The sequence below is a fragment of the Pseudomonas sp. SD17-1 genome (assembly GCF_029201585.1).
GTDB classification, from domain to species: Bacteria; Pseudomonadota; Gammaproteobacteria; order Pseudomonadales; family Pseudomonadaceae; genus Aquipseudomonas; species Aquipseudomonas palmensis.
Genome location: NZ_CP104044.1, coordinates 1,610,012 through 1,626,709 on the forward strand (window position 1 = coordinate 1,610,012; position 16,698 = coordinate 1,626,709).

The 16,698-nt window shown below is 65.2% G+C and carries 7 protein-coding genes; 4 read left to right on the forward strand and 3 right to left on the reverse strand.

Features of this window, described 5'->3' with window-relative positions; genetic code table 11:
• Positions 1-30 precede the first annotated feature (30 nt).
• From N0B28_RS07355 to N0B28_RS07365, 3 genes are all read left to right on the forward strand, one after another.
• Positions 31-924, forward strand: a complete 894-nt coding sequence (locus tag N0B28_RS07355; RefSeq protein WP_043864135.1) for a LysR family transcriptional regulator — start codon at positions 31-33, stop codon at positions 922-924.
• 136 nt (positions 925-1,060) lie between these two features.
• Positions 1,061-2,626, forward strand: a complete 1,566-nt coding sequence (locus N0B28_RS07360; protein WP_043864134.1) for a PAS domain-containing methyl-accepting chemotaxis protein — start codon at positions 1,061-1,063, stop codon at positions 2,624-2,626.
• A gap of 75 nt (positions 2,627-2,701) precedes the next feature.
• Positions 2,702-3,295 carry a DTW domain-containing protein gene (locus tag N0B28_RS07365; protein ID WP_058541545.1) on the forward strand — a complete coding sequence of 198 codons (594 nt, stop codon included), beginning with the start codon at positions 2,702-2,704 and terminating at the stop codon, positions 3,293-3,295.
• A gap of 6 nt (positions 3,296-3,301) precedes the next feature.
• Here the strand turns inward: N0B28_RS07365 and N0B28_RS07370 are convergent, their stop codons facing one another.
• The 3 genes from N0B28_RS07370 to N0B28_RS07380 are packed head-to-tail and all read right to left on the reverse strand — an operon-like array spanning position 3,302 to position 8,224.
• The gene (locus N0B28_RS07370; protein WP_078481616.1) at positions 3,302-4,657 is read right to left on the reverse strand and encodes an HlyD family type I secretion periplasmic adaptor subunit; all 1,356 of its coding nucleotides are present in this window, start codon (positions 4,655-4,657) and stop codon (positions 3,302-3,304) included.
• Between the two features lie 11 nt (positions 4,658-4,668).
• On the reverse strand, positions 4,669-6,822 hold the full coding sequence (locus N0B28_RS07375; RefSeq protein WP_043864131.1) for a type I secretion system permease/ATPase: 2,154 nt from the start codon (positions 6,820-6,822) through the stop codon (positions 4,669-4,671).
• Positions 6,823-6,850: 28 nt separating this feature from the next.
• Positions 6,851-8,224, reverse strand: a complete 1,374-nt coding sequence (locus N0B28_RS07380; protein ID WP_043864130.1) for a TolC family outer membrane protein — start codon at positions 8,222-8,224, stop codon at positions 6,851-6,853.
• A 510-nt stretch (positions 8,225-8,734) separates the two neighbouring features.
• On the opposite strand from N0B28_RS07380, the gene N0B28_RS07385 reads away from it, so the two are divergent.
• Entirely contained in the window at positions 8,735-16,588 is a 7,854-nt protein-coding gene (locus N0B28_RS07385) for a retention module-containing protein (RefSeq protein WP_275731253.1), read from the forward strand.
• Positions 16,589-16,698 lie beyond the last annotated feature (110 nt).

Genomic DNA, 16,698 nt, shown 5'->3' on the forward strand with positions numbered 1-16,698 from the left:
CGTATTCGTTGCCCTGTTGGAGCCCTTGCCATGGCCTCGGCCCTGCCTGATCTGAAACTGCTGCGCATCTTCGTCAGCGTGGTACGCCACCAGGGCTTCGCCAATGCCCAGCGCGAGCTGAACCTGTCCACATCCGCCATCAGTACCTACATGAGCCAGCTGGAGTCGGCGCTGGGTATCGTGCTGTGCCACCGTGGGCGCGGCGGCTTCAGCCTCACCAGCAAGGGCGAACTCTTCCATCAGGAGACCCTGCGCCTGCTGGCCGAAATGGACGGTTTCGAGCAGTACGCGGCGGCGCTCAAGGGCGAGCTGCGCGGCACCCTGAACCTGGGGGTGATCGACTCCACGGTCGGCGATCGCGCATTGCCGCTGGCCGACGCCATCGGTGCCTATAGCCTCGAACACCCGGCCGTGCACCTGCACCTGTCGGTGTCCAGCCCCTACGAACTGCAACTGGGGGTGCAGGACAACCGCCTGGACCTGGCCATCGGCGCTTTCTCCACGCGCATGAGCGGGCTGGTGTATCAGCCGTTGTACCGCGAGCAGCATTGGCTGTACTGCAGCAACCGGCATTCGCTGTTCACCGAGCGGCGCATTCCCGAACAGGTGATCACCCAGCAGCGCATGGTCGGTCGAGGCTACTGGAGCCAGGCCGAACTGGCCCGCCACGGCTTCAAGCACAGCGCCGCCACGGTCGAGAGCATGGAGGCACAGCTGATCCTGGTACTGTCGGGGGCCTACATCGGCTACCTGCCTGAACACTATGCCCAGGCCTGGGTGGACAAGGGCGACCTGCGGGTGCTGTCGCCGGCGACCTTCGGCTATCAGGCGCCGTTCTCGCTGATCATTCGCCGGGGCCGCAGCCGCGAACCCTTGATCCAGACCTTTCGCGACCGCCTCAAGGCGCAGCTCACGCCAGCCTGATCGGATGCGCATGAAAATCTTTTGCGCAAATAGAAGAAAAATCCTTCAGACAAGCCCTACAAGCCCGTAAATGCTCTGCTAAACCTGTTCTTGCTTGTTGAAAATTCCCAACATCTTCCAAGCAGGGATCGCCGAGATGCGTACGAATCTGCCCGTCACTGAGCATGAAAGAACCTTCCCGAGCGATCAGCGCCTGATATCCACCACCGACCTCAACAGCCGCATCACCTACTGCAACGACGCCTTCGTCAGCATCAGCGGTTTTACCTACGACGAACTGGTGGGCCAGCCCCATAACCTTGTACGCCACCCGGACATGCCGCCCGCGGTGTTCGGGCACATGTGGGACACCCTCAAGCAAGGCAAGCCCTGGATGGGGGTGGTCAAGAACCGCGCGAAGAACGGCGATTTCTACTGGGTCAGTGCCTACGTGACGGCCATCTACGAGGATGGCCGTATCAGTGGCTACGAGTCGGTGCGCTCGGTGCCCACCCCGGACCAGATCCGTCGAGCCACGGCGTTGTATGCACGCTTGCGCCAGGGCCGGGGCGCCATGTCCTGGGCCGCGCGTGCAGCGGTGCAACTGGAGCTGGGCTGGCCGCTGGTAGGGGCGGCGCTGCTGTCGGCCGCCGGCTACCTGTGGCTGCCCCAGTACGCGGCGCTGGGCGTGTTGATGGCCAGCCTGCTCAGTGCCTGGTACCTGATCGAGGCCCATCACGACCGGATGATCCGGCGTACCCTGGCCGAGCACCCCAGGGCCTTCACCAGCCCGCTGGTAGCGCTGACCTACAGTGACAACCGGGGCCTGCAGGGGCAGTTGGACCTGGCGATCATCAGCGAGGAAGCGCGCCTGCAGACCGCGCTCACGCGGCTGGTGGACGCCGGCGTCGGGGTCAAGGCACGGGCCACGCAATCGAGCGACCTGTCCGGGGCCCAGGCGCAGATGCTCGACCGCCAGCGCTGCGAGACCGACCAGTCGGCGGCCGCCATTGCGCAGATGGCGGCAACCATCCAGCAGGTCACCCACAACGTGCAGGACACCGCCACGGCGGCGTCCGATGCCGACCAGTTGGCCCGCCAGGGCAGCGACCTGGCACAACGAAGCCTGCAGGCAATGGGCAGCATGGCCGATGCGGTGACCGAGATCGGCCAGGCGGTGAACGAACTGGCCGGGCAAACCCAGTCCATCGGCAGCGTGGTGGATGTGATCACCTCGATCGCCGAGCAGACCAACCTGCTGGCGCTCAATGCCGCCATCGAGGCGGCGCGGGCCGGCGAGCAGGGCCGCGGTTTTGCCGTGGTGGCAGACGAGGTGCGGTCGCTGGCGCAGCGCACGCGGGTCTCGACCGAGGAAATCCACCAGATCATCGCCAGCCTGCGTGCCGGGGCCGAGCGGGCGGTGAGCAGTGCCAGCCGCGGCGAGCAGATCTCGCGTGACAGCGTGCACAGTGTCGAGGCCGTGCAGACCGCGCTGGTGGGCATCAGCCAGGCGGTCAGCCGCATCACCGGCATGAGCCAGCAGATGGCCACGGCGTCGGAACAGCAGAGCCATGTGGCCGAAGACATCAACCAGCAGATCACGCGCATCGCCCAGCTGTGCGACCACAGCGCCGGGCAGGCCAAGCAGGGCGCCGAGATCAGCCAGGACCTGCAGCGCATGGCCGACTACCTGTACAGCCTGGCCGAACGCTTCAATCGCTGAATCCGCGCGTTGACCCAGGGCGGTGCGGTATTTCGCGGGCCTGCTGTGGCACACTTCGCGCCCCAGGAGAACCCGATGTCCAGAATTCACTGCGAGCGCTGCCTGCGCCCACAAACCCATTGCCTTTGCGCGTTGATCCCCCGCCTGGACAGCCGCACCCGTGTACTGCTGCTGCAGCATCCCAGCGAAGTGAACCATGCCTTGAACACCGCCAGGCTGGCGGCGCTTGGCCTGCGCAATGCCGAGTTGCGGGTGGGCGAGGTGTTCGAGGATCTCGAGCAGTGGCTGACGCAGCCGGGGTATCGCACCGGCCTGTTGTTCCCGGGTGAGGGCGCGCAGGCGCTGCAGGCTTATGCTGGCGATGAGCGACCGTGGTTGCTGGTGGTGCCCGACGGCACCTGGCGCAAGGCGCGCAAGTTGCTGCATGTGAACCCTTTGCTGGCAACGTTGCCACGGGTCACGCTGGGGGCGTTGCAGCCGTCGCGCTACCGGTTGCGCAAGGCACCCGGGGAGGGCGCCTTGTCGACCATCGAGGCAGTGACGCAGGCGTTGAACGTGCTGGAGGCGCCGGCGCTGTTCGATGCGCTGCTGCGGCCGTTCGATGCCCTGATCGAGGGGCAGATTGCGGCGATGGGGCAACAGACCTACGAGCGCAACCACCTGCGTTGATGGGCGCTAGCGCTCGCGCAACGCCTCGGTGCGTGCCTTGAGCACCGGCTTGAGCAGGTAATCCAGCACGCTCTTGTGCCCGGTGATGATGTCCACCGTGGCGGTCATGCCCGGGATGATCAGCAACGGTTTGTTGTCCCCCCCCAGGTGGTTCTTGTCGGTGCGCACCTGGATCAGGTAGAACGCGTTGCCCTTGTCGTCCGTCACCGTGTCGGCGCCGATCAGTTCCAGCTTGGCCTTCAGGCCACCATAGATCGTGTAGTCGTACGCACTGAACTTGACCATCGCGGTCTGCCCGGGGTGCAGAAAGGCCACATCCTGTGGGCGCACCTTGGCCTCGATCAGCAGGTTGTCTTCCAGCGGCACGATCTCCAGCAGGTCGCTGCCCGGCTGCACCACACCGCCAATGGTGTTGACCTTGAGCAGCTTGATGATGCCGTGCACCGGCGACACCACGGTGGTGCGGGTGACGCGGTCGTCGATGGCGATGCTGGTGGCGGTGATCTTCGAAAGCTCGGTGCGCTTGTCGTTGAGTTCCTTGGCCGCCTCCGAGCGAAAGCCTGCCTCGGATTCCTCGATCTTGCTGCGGATCTCCGCCGCCGCCGCTTCGGCCCTCGGAATCGCCAGGCTGGTGGCGTTCAGCGAGCCGCGAGCCTCTACCGCGCTGCGCTTGAGGCGCAGGATCTCCACCGGCGAAATCGCGCCGGTGCCCACCAGCGGGGTGGACATGTTCAGCTCTTCCTGCAGCAATGCCAGGCCCGAGCGGTACTGCTCCAGTTTGGAGCGAAACTCGGCCAGCTCCTGGGTTTTCTGCCGCAGTTGCTCGTTGAGCGTCTGTTTCTCGCTGGTGAGGCGGCGCTGGCGCGACTGGTACAGCGACAGTTCGTCCTCGGCCACCTGCGGGGCCTTGCTGCGTACCACCTCCGAGAGCTGGAAGGGGCGGCCCTCGGCCTCGGCGGACAGGCGCTCGACCTGCGCGGTCAGGGCATAGCGGTCGGCTTCGCTTTCGCCCTTGTTCGACAGAAAGCGCGTGTCGTCCAGGCGCAGCAGGGTGTCGCCCTTGTTCACCATCTGCCCCTCGCGCACGAAGATCTCGGTGACGATGCCGCCCTCCAGGTTCTGGATCACCTGCACCTTGCTCGACGGGATGGCCTTGCCTTCGCCCATGGTGACTTCATCGAGCACCGCGAATTTGGCCCACACCAGTGCCACCAGCAGCAAGCCTGCCGCAAGCCACACGGTGATGCGCGACAGGCGGGGCGAGTCCTGCAGCGTCGCGCCGGCCAGGTCCGGCATGTACTCGCGTTCGGCAGTCTTGCCGAAGCTGCGGATGTAATCGCCCAGGCCGGACAATGCAGACATGCTGATACCCCTCAGAGTGCAGAGCCGACACGGCCCTTGCGCAGTGCATCGATGACCGCGTCCTTGGGCCCGTCGGCCACCACCTTGCCGTTGTCCAGCACCACCAGGCGGTCGACCAGGCTGAGCATCGAGGTGCGGTGGGTGACCAGCAGCAGGGTCTTGCCCTGCACCCAGCCGTGCAGGCGCTGGCGCAGCTGGTCTTCGCTGCTGTTGTCCATATGGCTGGTGGGCTCGTCGAGGATCAGGATCGGCGGTTCCAGCAGCATCGCGCGGGCCAGCAGCACGGTCTGGCGCTGGCCGCCGGAGAGCAGCATGCCGCGCTCGCCCACCGGCCGTTCGAAGCCTTGCGGGTGCTGGCGGGCCAGTTCGCTCACGCCGGTCATCTCGGCCACTTCGAGCATGCGCGCATCGCTGACGTAGCGTGCGCCCAGGGTCAGGTTGTCGCGCAGGCTGCCGGCCAGCAGCGGCAGGTCATGGGCCACGTAGCCGAGCTGCTGGCGCAGGTCGGCGATGTCGAGCTGGCGCAGGTCGAGGTTGTCGAGCAGTATCTGCCCCTCTTCGGGTTCGTAGAAGCCCATCAGCAGGCGTGCCAGGGTGCTCTTGCCCGAGCCGCTGCGACCGATGATGCCGATGCGTTCGCCCGGCTTGACCGTGAAGCTCACGTTGTCCAGCGCTGCGGCGTTCTGCCCGTTGTAGCGGAAGGTCACCTGGCTGACCTGCAGCGCGCCGTGCAACTGGGTGCGCTCCAGGGTCTGCTGGCCGGCAGGGCGTTCCTGGGGCAGGGCCATCAGCGCGTCGGTGCTGTGCATGGTCAGCTGGGCCTGCTGGTAGCGGGTGATCAGCCCGGCGATCTGGCCCAGTGGTGCGAGCACGCGGCTGCCGAGCATGTAGCTGGCCACCAGGGCACCCACGCTGAGGTTGCCGGCAATGATGCTGTACACCCCGGCGACGATGGTGGCCATGCCGCACAGCTGCTGGATGAACAGGGTGCCGTTGGTGGCCAGTGCCGAAAGGTTGCGCGCCTGTACGTCGAGGCGGGTGAGGGCGCCGTGGGTGCTTTCCCACTGGTGCTGGCGCTCGCTTTCGGCCCCGCAGGCCTTGAGGGTTTCCAGGCCGCCCAGGGTCTCGATCAGCAGCGCCTGGCGCAGCGCGCCCAGGCTCAGGCTTTTTTCCACGGTATCGCGCAGGCGTGCCTGGATGAACAGCGCAAAGGCGATGGTGATCGGAAAGGCCACCAGCGGAATCACCACCAGCCAGCCGCCCAGCAGGCCGATCACCAGCAGCATCAGCACCACGAAGGGCAGGTCGATGACGCTGGTCAGGGTCACCGCCGTGAGGAATTCGCGCAGGCCCTGGAAGTCGTGGATGCTCTGGGCGAAGCCGCCGATGGTGGCCGGGCGGGCCTTCATCGACATGCCGGTGATGCGCTCGAACAGGGTGGCCGACAGGATCAGGTCGGTCTTCTTGCCGGCCTGGTCCAGCAGGTGCGCACGCACCACGCGCAGCACCAGCTCGAACAGGGTGCCGAGCATCAGGCCGATGACCAGCACCCACAGGGTGGAGGTGGCCTGGTTGGGCACCACCCGGTCGTAGGTCTGCATCACGAACAGCGGCACCATCAGGCCCAGCAGGTTGATCAGCAGGCTGGCCAGCAAGGCGTCGCTGTAGAGCCAGCGCGACTGTTTGAGGGTGTCACGGAACCAGGCGTTGACCCTGGGCAGCAGCGGTGTGCGCAGGTCTTCGACCTCGTGGCGCGGGCGTGCGAACAGGGCCTGGCCGCTGTAGACGTCGGCCAGCTCCTGGCGGCTGACCCACTGCTCGCCGCCTTCGGCTTCACTGGGCAGTATCAGGGCCTGGTCGTTCTCGCCCCAGCGCCGCAGCACGGCGCTGCGGCCATCGGCAAGCAACAGCAGCACCGGCAGGTTGAGCGCCGAGATCGCGCCCAGCTCGCGGCGCAGTACCCGTGCCTGCAGGCCGGCCCGGGCCGCTGCGCGCGGCAGCAGGTCGAGGCTCATGCGTTGTTCGGCCAGCGGCAGGCCCGCACACAGGCTGCTGCGACTGACCGCAGCGCCGTGCAGCTTGCACAGTATCAGCAGCCCGTCGAGCAACGGGTCATCGAAGCTCTGGCGCGGGTCGGCGGTGCCGGCCGGCTGCATGCTGGTCATGGGCGGCTCCTCGGGCGGTCGAACGTGTTCAACGCAGGTCCGGCAGCGTGGCGTCGCTTCTGACTTCGCTGCGTGCAATGGCCTCCGGTGGCAGCGAGATCTTCTGTTTGCTCAGCAACTCGCCCATGTTGGCCAGCACCCGGTACATCGAGAACTCCTCGGTGTAGCGCACTTCGGTGTAGCGACGGTTGGCGTTGTACAGCTCGTTCTCGCTGTCGAGCAGGTCGAGCAGGGTGCGTTGGCCCAGGCCGAACTGATCCTGGTAGGCGGCGCGCACACGGGTTGTGGTGTCGGCGTATTCGCGTGCGGTCGGGGTTTGCAGGCGCGCGTTGGTCATGGCGTTCCACGACAGCGCGAGGTTTTCGTTGAGGGTGCGCAAGGCGTTGTTGCGGATGTCCATGGCCTGGTTGATCTTGTGCGCATCCGACTGCAGGCGGGCCTTGTCGCTGCCGCCCTTGAACAGGTTGTAGCTCATCACCACGCCGGCTCGCCAATCGCTGTTGGCATGCCCGGGTTCACCGGCGATGTTGTTGTTGGCGCCGGTGGCGAGCTCTGCATCCAGGCGCGGGTAGAACGGCGACTTGGCCACTTCGTACTGTTGCTCGGCGGCCTGGATGTCGGCCTGGGCCGACTTGAGGTAAGGGTTGTTCTGCAGCATGGCCTGGCGCGCCTGGGTCAGGTCGCCGGGCATCTCGCCCTTGATCGACACCGGGGTTTCCAGCTCGTCGGGGGCACGCCCGACCACGCTGATGAAGTTGGCTTCGGCATCGGCCAGGTCGACCTGGGCGGTGTACAGGTTGTTGTCGGCCAGCGCCCGGCGTGCGGTGGACTGGTCAAGGTCGGCATTGCTGCCCACGCCGCGCTCGCTGCGCAGGCCGATCTGGTCGTTGACGCGCAGGTGTGCCTGCAGGTTGTTCTTGGCCAGGGTCACCAGCTCGCGGCGCTTGAGCACTTCCAGGTACACCTCGATGGCGCGCAGGGCGATGGTCTCGGAGGTGGCCTGCACGTAGTAGGCGCGTGAATTGACCACGGCCTCGGTGCGGCCCACTTCATTGGCGGTATTGAAGCCGTCGAACAGCATCTGGCGCAGGCGCAGTTCGGACTGGGTGTAGTTCAGGGTTTCCTTGTTGTGATTGCGGCTGCCGTCGGCGTTGAAGCCGCGGGTGTTGGTGTTGTCTGAACGTTCGCGTCCGTAGCCGGCCACCAGGTCGACAGTGGGAAAGTAGCCCCCTCTGGCCACCTTCACATCCTCGTCGGCGGACAGCCGGCTATTGATCCCGGCCTTGTTCTCCGGGTGGTAGTCCACGGCGCTCTGCACGGCTTGTGACAAGGACATGGCCTGCGCGTTGGCACAGATCATGGCGAACAGAATCGCGCTGCTGATGGGGGTCAAAACGCGCATGGATGACATCTCCCTGATTTCTTGTGGTCTCTCAATCGCCAAAAAAATGACGAAAAATGGAGGTCAAACCGTTTCAGGCTTGTAACAACAGAGCTAAGAACATTTAACGGCCAACCTAAGAAGTATTTCTCATAACCGATATGCGAAAAAAAACTTATGCGCTGTGCTCAAAGCAAGACATTGTTCTCTTCAGATAGCTCGAAAACAGGCGCAGATGTTGGCCTGTCAGGGCGTCCGATAAAGTTCCTCGTTTTTTGCAGCATTGGGTTTGGAGTGAGCGGAGGAGAGGTCAACGCGGCGAAATATGGCGACAAAATTTTGGCTCATGGCCGATTGCCAGATCGCAGTGTGACTTAACCGGAGCATGGGCAGGCCGAATGCATTGATTTCGTTGAGATCGGTGCGTGCGGTCGCAAGGTTGTTCTCCGAGTCGGCCGGGCATTGCCCGCGCCAGGTTTCGCGATACCCCGGCACGTGTTTGCGAAAACCTTCGGCAATGGAGGCATGCTCATGGCTAATTTGATCGGTGTGGTCAGCAAGGTTGTCGGCCAGGTATTCGCGGTAGCGGCCGATGGCGGTCGACGTGCCCTGGTGGAAGGCGACCGCCTTTATGCCGGGGAACAACTGGAAACCGGCGCGGCCGGGGCAGTGGCGGTGCACCTGGAAAACGGTGCCGAGCTGACCCTGGGCCGTGACAGCAGCCTGCAGCTGTCTCCCGACCTGCTGGCCAACCATGCCTCGCACGTGAACGCGCCCGAGACGGTGACGCCCAGCCAGGCACAACTGACCGATGTGGAGAAACTGCAGCAGGCCATTGCGGCGGGCGCCGACCCCAGCCAGGAGGGCGAAGCTCCGGCGGCGGGCCCCGGCAACGGCGGTTCGCCAAGCGCATTGGGCGGCGGCCATTCGTTCGTGCAGCTCACCGAGGTGGGAGGGCACCTGGACCCGGTGATCGGCTTTCCGACGGCGGGTTTCAACAGCATCCCCGAGATTCCCGAACCCTGGATTGGCGCGCGGGGTGATGACCAGGGCCCTGGCGGTTTCGTGCCGCCGGTGATCCCGCCGGTTGAGCCGCCCATCGATCACCCGGTGACACTGGACGGGCTGGAGGTGAATGGCGGTGAACTGACCGTGTACGAGAAGAACCTGGCCGATGGCTCAAGCCCCGATCATGGCGCGCTGACCCAGAGCGGCAGCTTTACCGTGCATGCCCCCGATGGCCTGCACACGCTTACCGTCGGGGGCATCAACGTGGTGATCGGCGGGGTGGTCAGTGGTTTTCCGCAATCGATCACCACGGGGCTGGGCAATACCCTCACCATCAGCGGCTACAACCCCGCCACAGGCGTGGTGAGCTACAGCTACACCTTGCTCGACAACGAAGCTCATCCCGCTGGTCAGGGCATCAACAACATCGGTGAGAGCTTCAGCGTGGTGGCCATCGACAGCGATGGCAGCAAGGTCACCGGCAGCCTGGACGTGAACATTGTCGATGACGTGCCGCAGGCCAGGCCCGACAGCGCCTCGGTGGTCGAAGGCGGTACCGTCACCGGCAACGTGCTGCACAATGACAGCCTGGGCGCCGATCGCCCGCCGGTCGAGCACACGGTGGTCGGTGTGCGGGCCGGCTCCGATACCTCGACATCGGCCATCGGCTCGCTGGGCGTGAACATTGCGGGTACCTACGGCACGCTGGTGCTCAACGCCAATGGCGAGGCGGCGTACAAGGCCGACCCAAACGCCGTGCCGCCAGCGGGCGCGACCGATGTGTTCACCTACACCATCCGCGATGCGGACGGCGATGAAAGCACCACGACCATCACCATCAATGTCACCGACAGCAAGCTCGTCGCCTGCCCGGACAGCGTCACGGTGTATGAAAAGGCCCTGGACCTGGTCCAGGACCCGCAAGACCTTGCGCCGGGCACGGTGCTGGGCAGCAACCCGGGCTCGGCGGGCGAGACCGCGACCGGAACGCTGGCCGGCTCGGTCGGTGGTGGCTCCGGCGCGCTGACCTTCACGCTGGTGGGCAGCAGCACCGGCGCCTACGGGCAGATCCAGATCAACGCCGACGGCAGCTACAAGTACACCCTGACGTCCGCGCCGCAGGTGGGCGGTGGCAACGACGGGGCCAATGTGGTCACCTCCGAAACCTTCACCTACAAGGCTACCGACGCGCTGGGCAACAGCGTCACCAGCACCATCGTGATCAAGATCGTGGACGATGTGCCACGGGCAGAGTCGGACAGCACCACGGTGGTGGAGGGCGGTACGGTCACCGGCAACGTATTGGACAACGACACGCTGGGTGCAGACGGTGCAGCCCAGGGCGGTGCGGTGGTGGGTGTGCGGGCGGGCGCCGACACCTCGACCTCGGCCATTGGCTCGCTGGGCGTGAGCATTGCCGGTACCTACGGCACGCTGATCCTGAATGCCAATGGCGAGGCGATCTACAAGGCCGACCCCAACTCGGTAGCGCCAACCGGCGCCAAGGACGTGTTCACCTACACCATCCGCGACGCGGACGGCGATGAAAGCACCACGACCATCACCATCAATGTCACCGACAGCAAGCTCGTTGCCTGCCCGGACGATGACATCAAGGTGTACGAGCGCGGGCTGGACCTGGTGCAGGACGCCTGGGACCTGGCGCCTGGCACGGTAGAAGGCAGCGCGCCGACCAGGGCCACGGAAACCTCGGTCGGCAACCTTCAAGGCCGGGTGGGCGGTGGCTCCGGTGCCCTGACCTACAGCCTGGAAGGCAGCGCCATTGGTAACTACGGGCAGATTCAGATCAACGCCGACGGCAGCTACAAGTACACCCTGACCTCGGCGCCGCATATCGGCAACGGCAACGACGGCGCCAACGTCGTGAGCACCGAGACCTTCACCTACAAGGCCACCGATGCGCTGGGCAACAGCGTTACCAGCACCATCGTGATCCATATCGTCGACGACATGCCCATCGCCGAATCGGACAGTGCCACGGTGATGGAAGGCGGTACGGTCACCGGCAACGTGCTGCTCAACGACATCCTGGGGGCAGACGGCGCAGCCCAGGGCGGTGCGGTGGTGGGTGTGCGGGCAGGCGGCGACACCTCGACCTCGGCCATCGGTTCGCTGGGCGTGAGCATCGCCGGCACCTACGGCACGTTGATCCTGAACGCCAATGGCGAGGCGATCTACAAGGCCGACCCCAACTCGGTAGCGCCAACCGGCGCCAAGGACGTGTTCACCTACACCATCCGCGATGCGGACGGCGATGAAAGCACCACGACCATCACCATCAATGTCACCGACAGCAAGCTCGTCGCCTGCCCGGACGATGACATCAAGGTGTACGAGCGCGGGCTGGACCTGGTGCAGGACGCCTGGGACCTGGCGCCTGGCACGGTAGAAGGCAGCGCGCCGACCAGGGCCACGGAAACCTCGGTCGGCAACCTTCAAGGCCGGGTGGGCGGTGGCTCCGGTGCCCTGACCTACAGCCTGGAAGGCAGCGCCATCGGTAACTACGGGCAGATTCAGATCAACGCCGACGGCAGCTACAAGTACACCCTGACCTCGGCGCCGCATATCGGCAACGGCAACGACGGCGCCAACGTCGTGAGCACCGAGACCTTCACCTACAAGGCCACCGATGCGCTGGGCAACAGCGTTACCAGCACCATCGTGATCCATATCGTCGACGACATGCCCATCGCCGAATCGGACAGTGCCACGGTGATGGAAGGCGGTACGGTCACCGGCAACGTGCTGCTCAACGACATCCTGGGGGCAGACGGCGCAGCCCAGGGCGGTGCGGTGGTGGGTGTGCGGGCAGGCGGCGACACCTCGACCTCGGCCATCGGTTCGCTGGGCGTGAGCATCGCCGGCACCTACGGCACGTTGATCCTGAACGCCAATGGCGAGGCGATCTACAAGGCCGACCCCAACTCGGTAGCGCCAACCGGCGCCAAGGACGTGTTCACCTACACCATCCGCGATGCGGACGGCGATGAAAGCACCACGACCATCACCATCAATGTCACCGACAGCAAGCTCGTCGCCTGCCCGGACGATGACATCAAGGTGTACGAGCGCGGGCTGGACCTGGTGCAGGACGCCTGGGACCTGGCGCCTGGCACGGTAGAAGGCAGCGCGCCGACCAGGGCCACGGAAACCTCGGTCGGCAACCTTCAAGGCCGGGTGGGCGGTGGCTCCGGTGCCCTGACCTACAGCCTGGAAGGCAGCGCCATCGGTAACTACGGGCAGATTCAGATCAATGCCGACGGCAGCTACAAGTACACCCTGACCTCGGCGCCGCATATCGGCAACGGCAACGACGGCGCCAACGTCGTGAGCACCGAGACCTTCACCTACAAGGCCACCGATGCGCTGGGCAACAGCGTTACCAGCACCATCGTGATCCATATCGTCGACGACATGCCCATCGCCGAATCGGACAGCGCCACGGTGATGGAAGGCGGAACGGTCACCGGCAACGTGCTGCTCAACGACATCCTGGGTGCAGACGGCGCAGCCCAGGGCGGTGCGGTGGTGGGTGTGCGGGCGGGCGCCGACACCTCGACCTCGGCCATTGGCTCGCTGGGCGTGAGCATTGCCGGTACCTACGGCACGCTGATCCTGAACGCCAATGGCGAGGCGATCTACAAGGCCGACCCCAACTCGGTAGCGCCAACCGGCGCCAAGGATGTATTCACCTACACCATCCGCGATGCGGACGGTGACGAAAGCACCACGACCATCACCATCAATGTCACCGACAGCAAGCTGGTGGCCTGCGCCGATACCGAGGTGAAAGTCTACGAAAAAGCGCTGGACCTGACCCAGGACCCGCAGGACCTGGCCCCGGGCACGGTGGTGGGCAGCAACCCTACCTCGCCTGGCGAGACGGGTATCGGCACCTTGGTCGGCTCGGTCACGGGCGGTTCCGGCGCGCTCACCTACACGCTGGTGGGTAGCACTACAGGTGCCTATGGGCAGATTCAGCTCAATGCCGACGGCAGCTACAAGTACACCCTGACCTCGGCGCCGCACATCGGCAACGGCGACGACGGGGCGAATATCGTCACGTCCGAGACCTTTACCTACAAGGCGACCGACCAACTGGGCAACAGCGTCACCAGCACCATCGTGATCAAGATCGTGGATGACGTGCCAAGGGCGGAGTCCGACAGCACCACGGTGGTGGAGGGCGGTACGGTCACCGGCAATGTGCTGGATAACGACACATTGGGGGCAGACGGCCCGGCCCAGGGCGGGGCGGTGGTGGGTGTGCGGTTCGGCGCCGACACCTCGACCTCGGCCATCGGCTCGCTGGGCGTGGGCATCGCCGGCACCTATGGCACCCTCATCCTGCATGCCAACGGCGAGGCCGAGTACAAGGCCAACCCCAATGCGGTGACGCAGGACGGTGCCCAAGACACCTTCACCTACACCATTCGTGACGCGGACGGCGACGAAAGCACCACCACCATCACCATCAATGTCACCGACAGCAAGATCGTCGCCTGCCCCAACAACGAGGTCACGGTGTACGAGAAGGCCCTGGACCTTAGCCAGGACCCGAACGACCTCGCCCCCGGTACCGTGACCGGCAGCGACCCCGGCTCAGCGGGTGAAACCGCGACCGGCAGCCTGGTGGGCTCGGTCAGCGGAGCCAGCGGCGCGATCACCTATACGCTGGTGGGCAGCAGCACGGGCGCCTATGGGCAGATTCAGCTCAACGCCGACGGCAGCTTCAAGTACACCCTCACCTCCGCACCCAAAACCGCAGGCGGGCTCAACGACGGCCCCAACGTGGTCACCAGCGAGACCTTCGTCTACAAGGCCACCGATGCGGCCGGCAATTCGACCACCAGCAACATCGTGATCAATATCGTCGATGACGTGCCCACAACGGCCGACGCCGTGCGTTCGACCACGCCGGGGCAGGTGGACACCAACGTCATGCTGATCATCGATGTGTCCGGCAGCATGGCCGACAATTCCGGGGTGCGCGGCCTGTCGCGCCTGGAGCTGGCCAAGGAGGCCATCGGCGCACTGCTGGACAAGTACGACGACATGGGCGATGTGAAGGTGCAGGTCGTCACGTTCTCCACCGGTGCCAGTGATCGCACCGACGTGTGGGTGACGGTGGCCGAGGCCAAGGCCCTGATCAAGGACCTGACCCCGGGTGGCTCGACCTATTACGACTCGGCAGTCAACGTGGCGCAGACGGCCTACCAGACGCCGGGCAAGCTGGAGGGCGCGCAGAGCGTCAGCTACTTCTTCTCGGACGGTGCGCCGACCTCGGGGCATGCCCTGACCGAAACGCGCACCGGCAACTGGGAGAACTTCCTGGGCGACAACGGCATCAAGTCGTATGCGATCGGGCTGGGCAGCGGCGTCAACACCGGCAATCTCAACCCGGCTGCCTATGACGGCAGTACCCACACCAATACCAACTCGGTGGTGGTCACCGACCTGGCGCAACTGGACAACGTGCTGTCGGGCACCGTGCAGGGCGCGCCGATCACCGGCAGCCTGATGAGCGGTGGCGACTTCGGTGCCGATGGTGGCTTCATCAAGTCGCTGTTGATCGACGGCACCACCTACACCTTCGACCCCAAAGGCAACGCCAACCAGCCCAGCTATGCAGCCAGTGGCGGCGCAGACCGCGGCACCTTCGACGCGAACACCCACAGCATCACGGTCAAGACCGCGCTGGGCGGGACGTTGGTGGTGGACATGGACAACGGCCAGTTCACCTATACGCCGCCCAAGGACAGCGGCAGCAATCAGGTGGAGACCATCCGCTTCGTGGCCAGCGACAACGACGGCGACCTGAGCGGTGCCAACCTGGTGATCAACGTCAACACCAATGCTGCGCCGGTGGCCGGTGCCGATCATGTCATCACCAATATCCTTGCGCCGAGCATCAGCGTGCCGGCCGCCGCCTTGCTGGCCAACGACAGCGACGCCAACCACGATCGCCTGAGTGCGGCGCCGATCACCTTCAACACCGGCTGGACCAAGGGGGCGGATTTCACGGCCGGCAACGGCAAGACGGTCATCACCTTCACCGGCCAGGACGACACGCTGGCCAATCAGGAGCGGGTTCTGGCGCGCAGTGCCTTTACCGGCGCAGCCGGGTCGATGACCGCGGCGCTGGTGGTCAGTGGCTACCTGGGGGCGGTGAGTGCTGCCAATGGCAATGACGAAGACGTGATCAAGGTAAGCCTGCGCGAGGGCGAAACCCTGACCCTGGACCACAACCGCACCGCTGATCGCAACTTGCTGATGCAGTGGAAGGATGAGGGCGGCACCTACCACACCATCGCCGATGGCGGCAGTTTCACCGCCAGCCATGATGGGGTGTACAGCATCCATCTGGTCAACCAGGTCAATGACGACGGCGGCAAGGGCGCAGAAAGCTACCAGCTGAACATGTCGATCAACTACGCCGGGGCGCATGACTACACGCCCACCTACAACGGCACCTATACCGTCAGCGACGGCCATGGCGGCAGCGCCACGGGGGCGGTGGACATCACCTACCAGGCCGGCAGTACCCTGGAAGGCACCAGCCACGACGACGTGCTGCTGGCCGGGAGCGGTGATGACGTTCTCAATGGCGGTGCAGGCAACGACGTGCTGATTGGCGGCGATGGCAACGACAAGCTCTACGGGGGGGATGGCAACGACCTGTTGATCGGCGGCAACGGCAACGATCTGCTCGACGGTGGCGCCGGCAACGACACCGCCAGCTACGCCGGGGCGAGCGCTGGGGTGACGGTGAGCCTGGCGCTGACCGGTGAGCAGAACACGATCGGCGCCGGGCTCGACAAGCTGGTGTCGATCGAGAACCTGATCGGCTCCGACCACGACGACAAGCTGACCGGCGCCGACAACGCCAACACGCTGATCGGTGGCCTTGGCAACGACATCCTGATCGGGGGCGGCGGTGATGATCTGCTGATTGGCGGGCCTGGCAACAATACCCTGACCGGTGGCGCGGGCAGCGATACCTTCCTGTGGCAACAGGGCAATACTGGCCACGACAAGGTGACCGACTTTACCCCGGGTACCGATCGGCTGGACCTCTCGCAATTGCTGCAGGGCGAGAACGCGACGTCGGCGTCGCTGGACGATTACCTGCACTTCACGGTGACGGGCACGGGCAACGGTGTGATATCGACCATCCAGGTGAGTGCGGTGGCCGGCGCGGCGCCGACCCAGACCATCGAACTGGCTGGCGTGGACCTTGCCCATCACTATGGGGTGACGGCGGGCGCGGGTGGGGTCATCTCGGCGGGGGCGGATACAGCCACGGTGATCAACGGGATGCTCAATGATCATTCGTTGAAGGTGGATACGGTGTGACATGAGGCGTAGATGGCGCAGCTGACCTGCCGCTGCCATTGCGGGCCAAGCCCGCTCCCACAAGAGCAATGAAGTAGCTGTGGGAGCGGGCTTGGCCCGCGATGGGGTGG

Bases quoted from the DNA above. Each gene is read 5' to 3' on its own strand.
- N0B28_RS07355 (WP_043864135.1), top strand. From the start codon at position 31: ATGGCCTCGGCCCTGCCTGATCTGAAACTGCTGCGCATCTTCGTCAGC.
- N0B28_RS07360 (WP_043864134.1), top strand. From the start codon at position 1,061: ATGCGTACGAATCTGCCCGTCACTGAGCATGAAAGAACCTTCCCGAGC.
- N0B28_RS07365 (WP_058541545.1), top strand. From the start codon at position 2,702: ATGTCCAGAATTCACTGCGAGCGCTGCCTGCGCCCACAAACCCATTGC.
- N0B28_RS07370 (WP_078481616.1), bottom strand. From the start codon at position 4,657: ATGTCTGCATTGTCCGGCCTGGGCGATTACATCCGCAGCTTCGGCAAG.
- N0B28_RS07375 (WP_043864131.1), bottom strand. From the start codon at position 6,822: ATGACCAGCATGCAGCCGGCCGGCACCGCCGACCCGCGCCAGAGCTTC.
- N0B28_RS07380 (WP_043864130.1), bottom strand. From the start codon at position 8,224: ATGCGCGTTTTGACCCCCATCAGCAGCGCGATTCTGTTCGCCATGATC.
- N0B28_RS07385 (WP_275731253.1), top strand. From the start codon at position 8,735: ATGGCTAATTTGATCGGTGTGGTCAGCAAGGTTGTCGGCCAGGTATTC.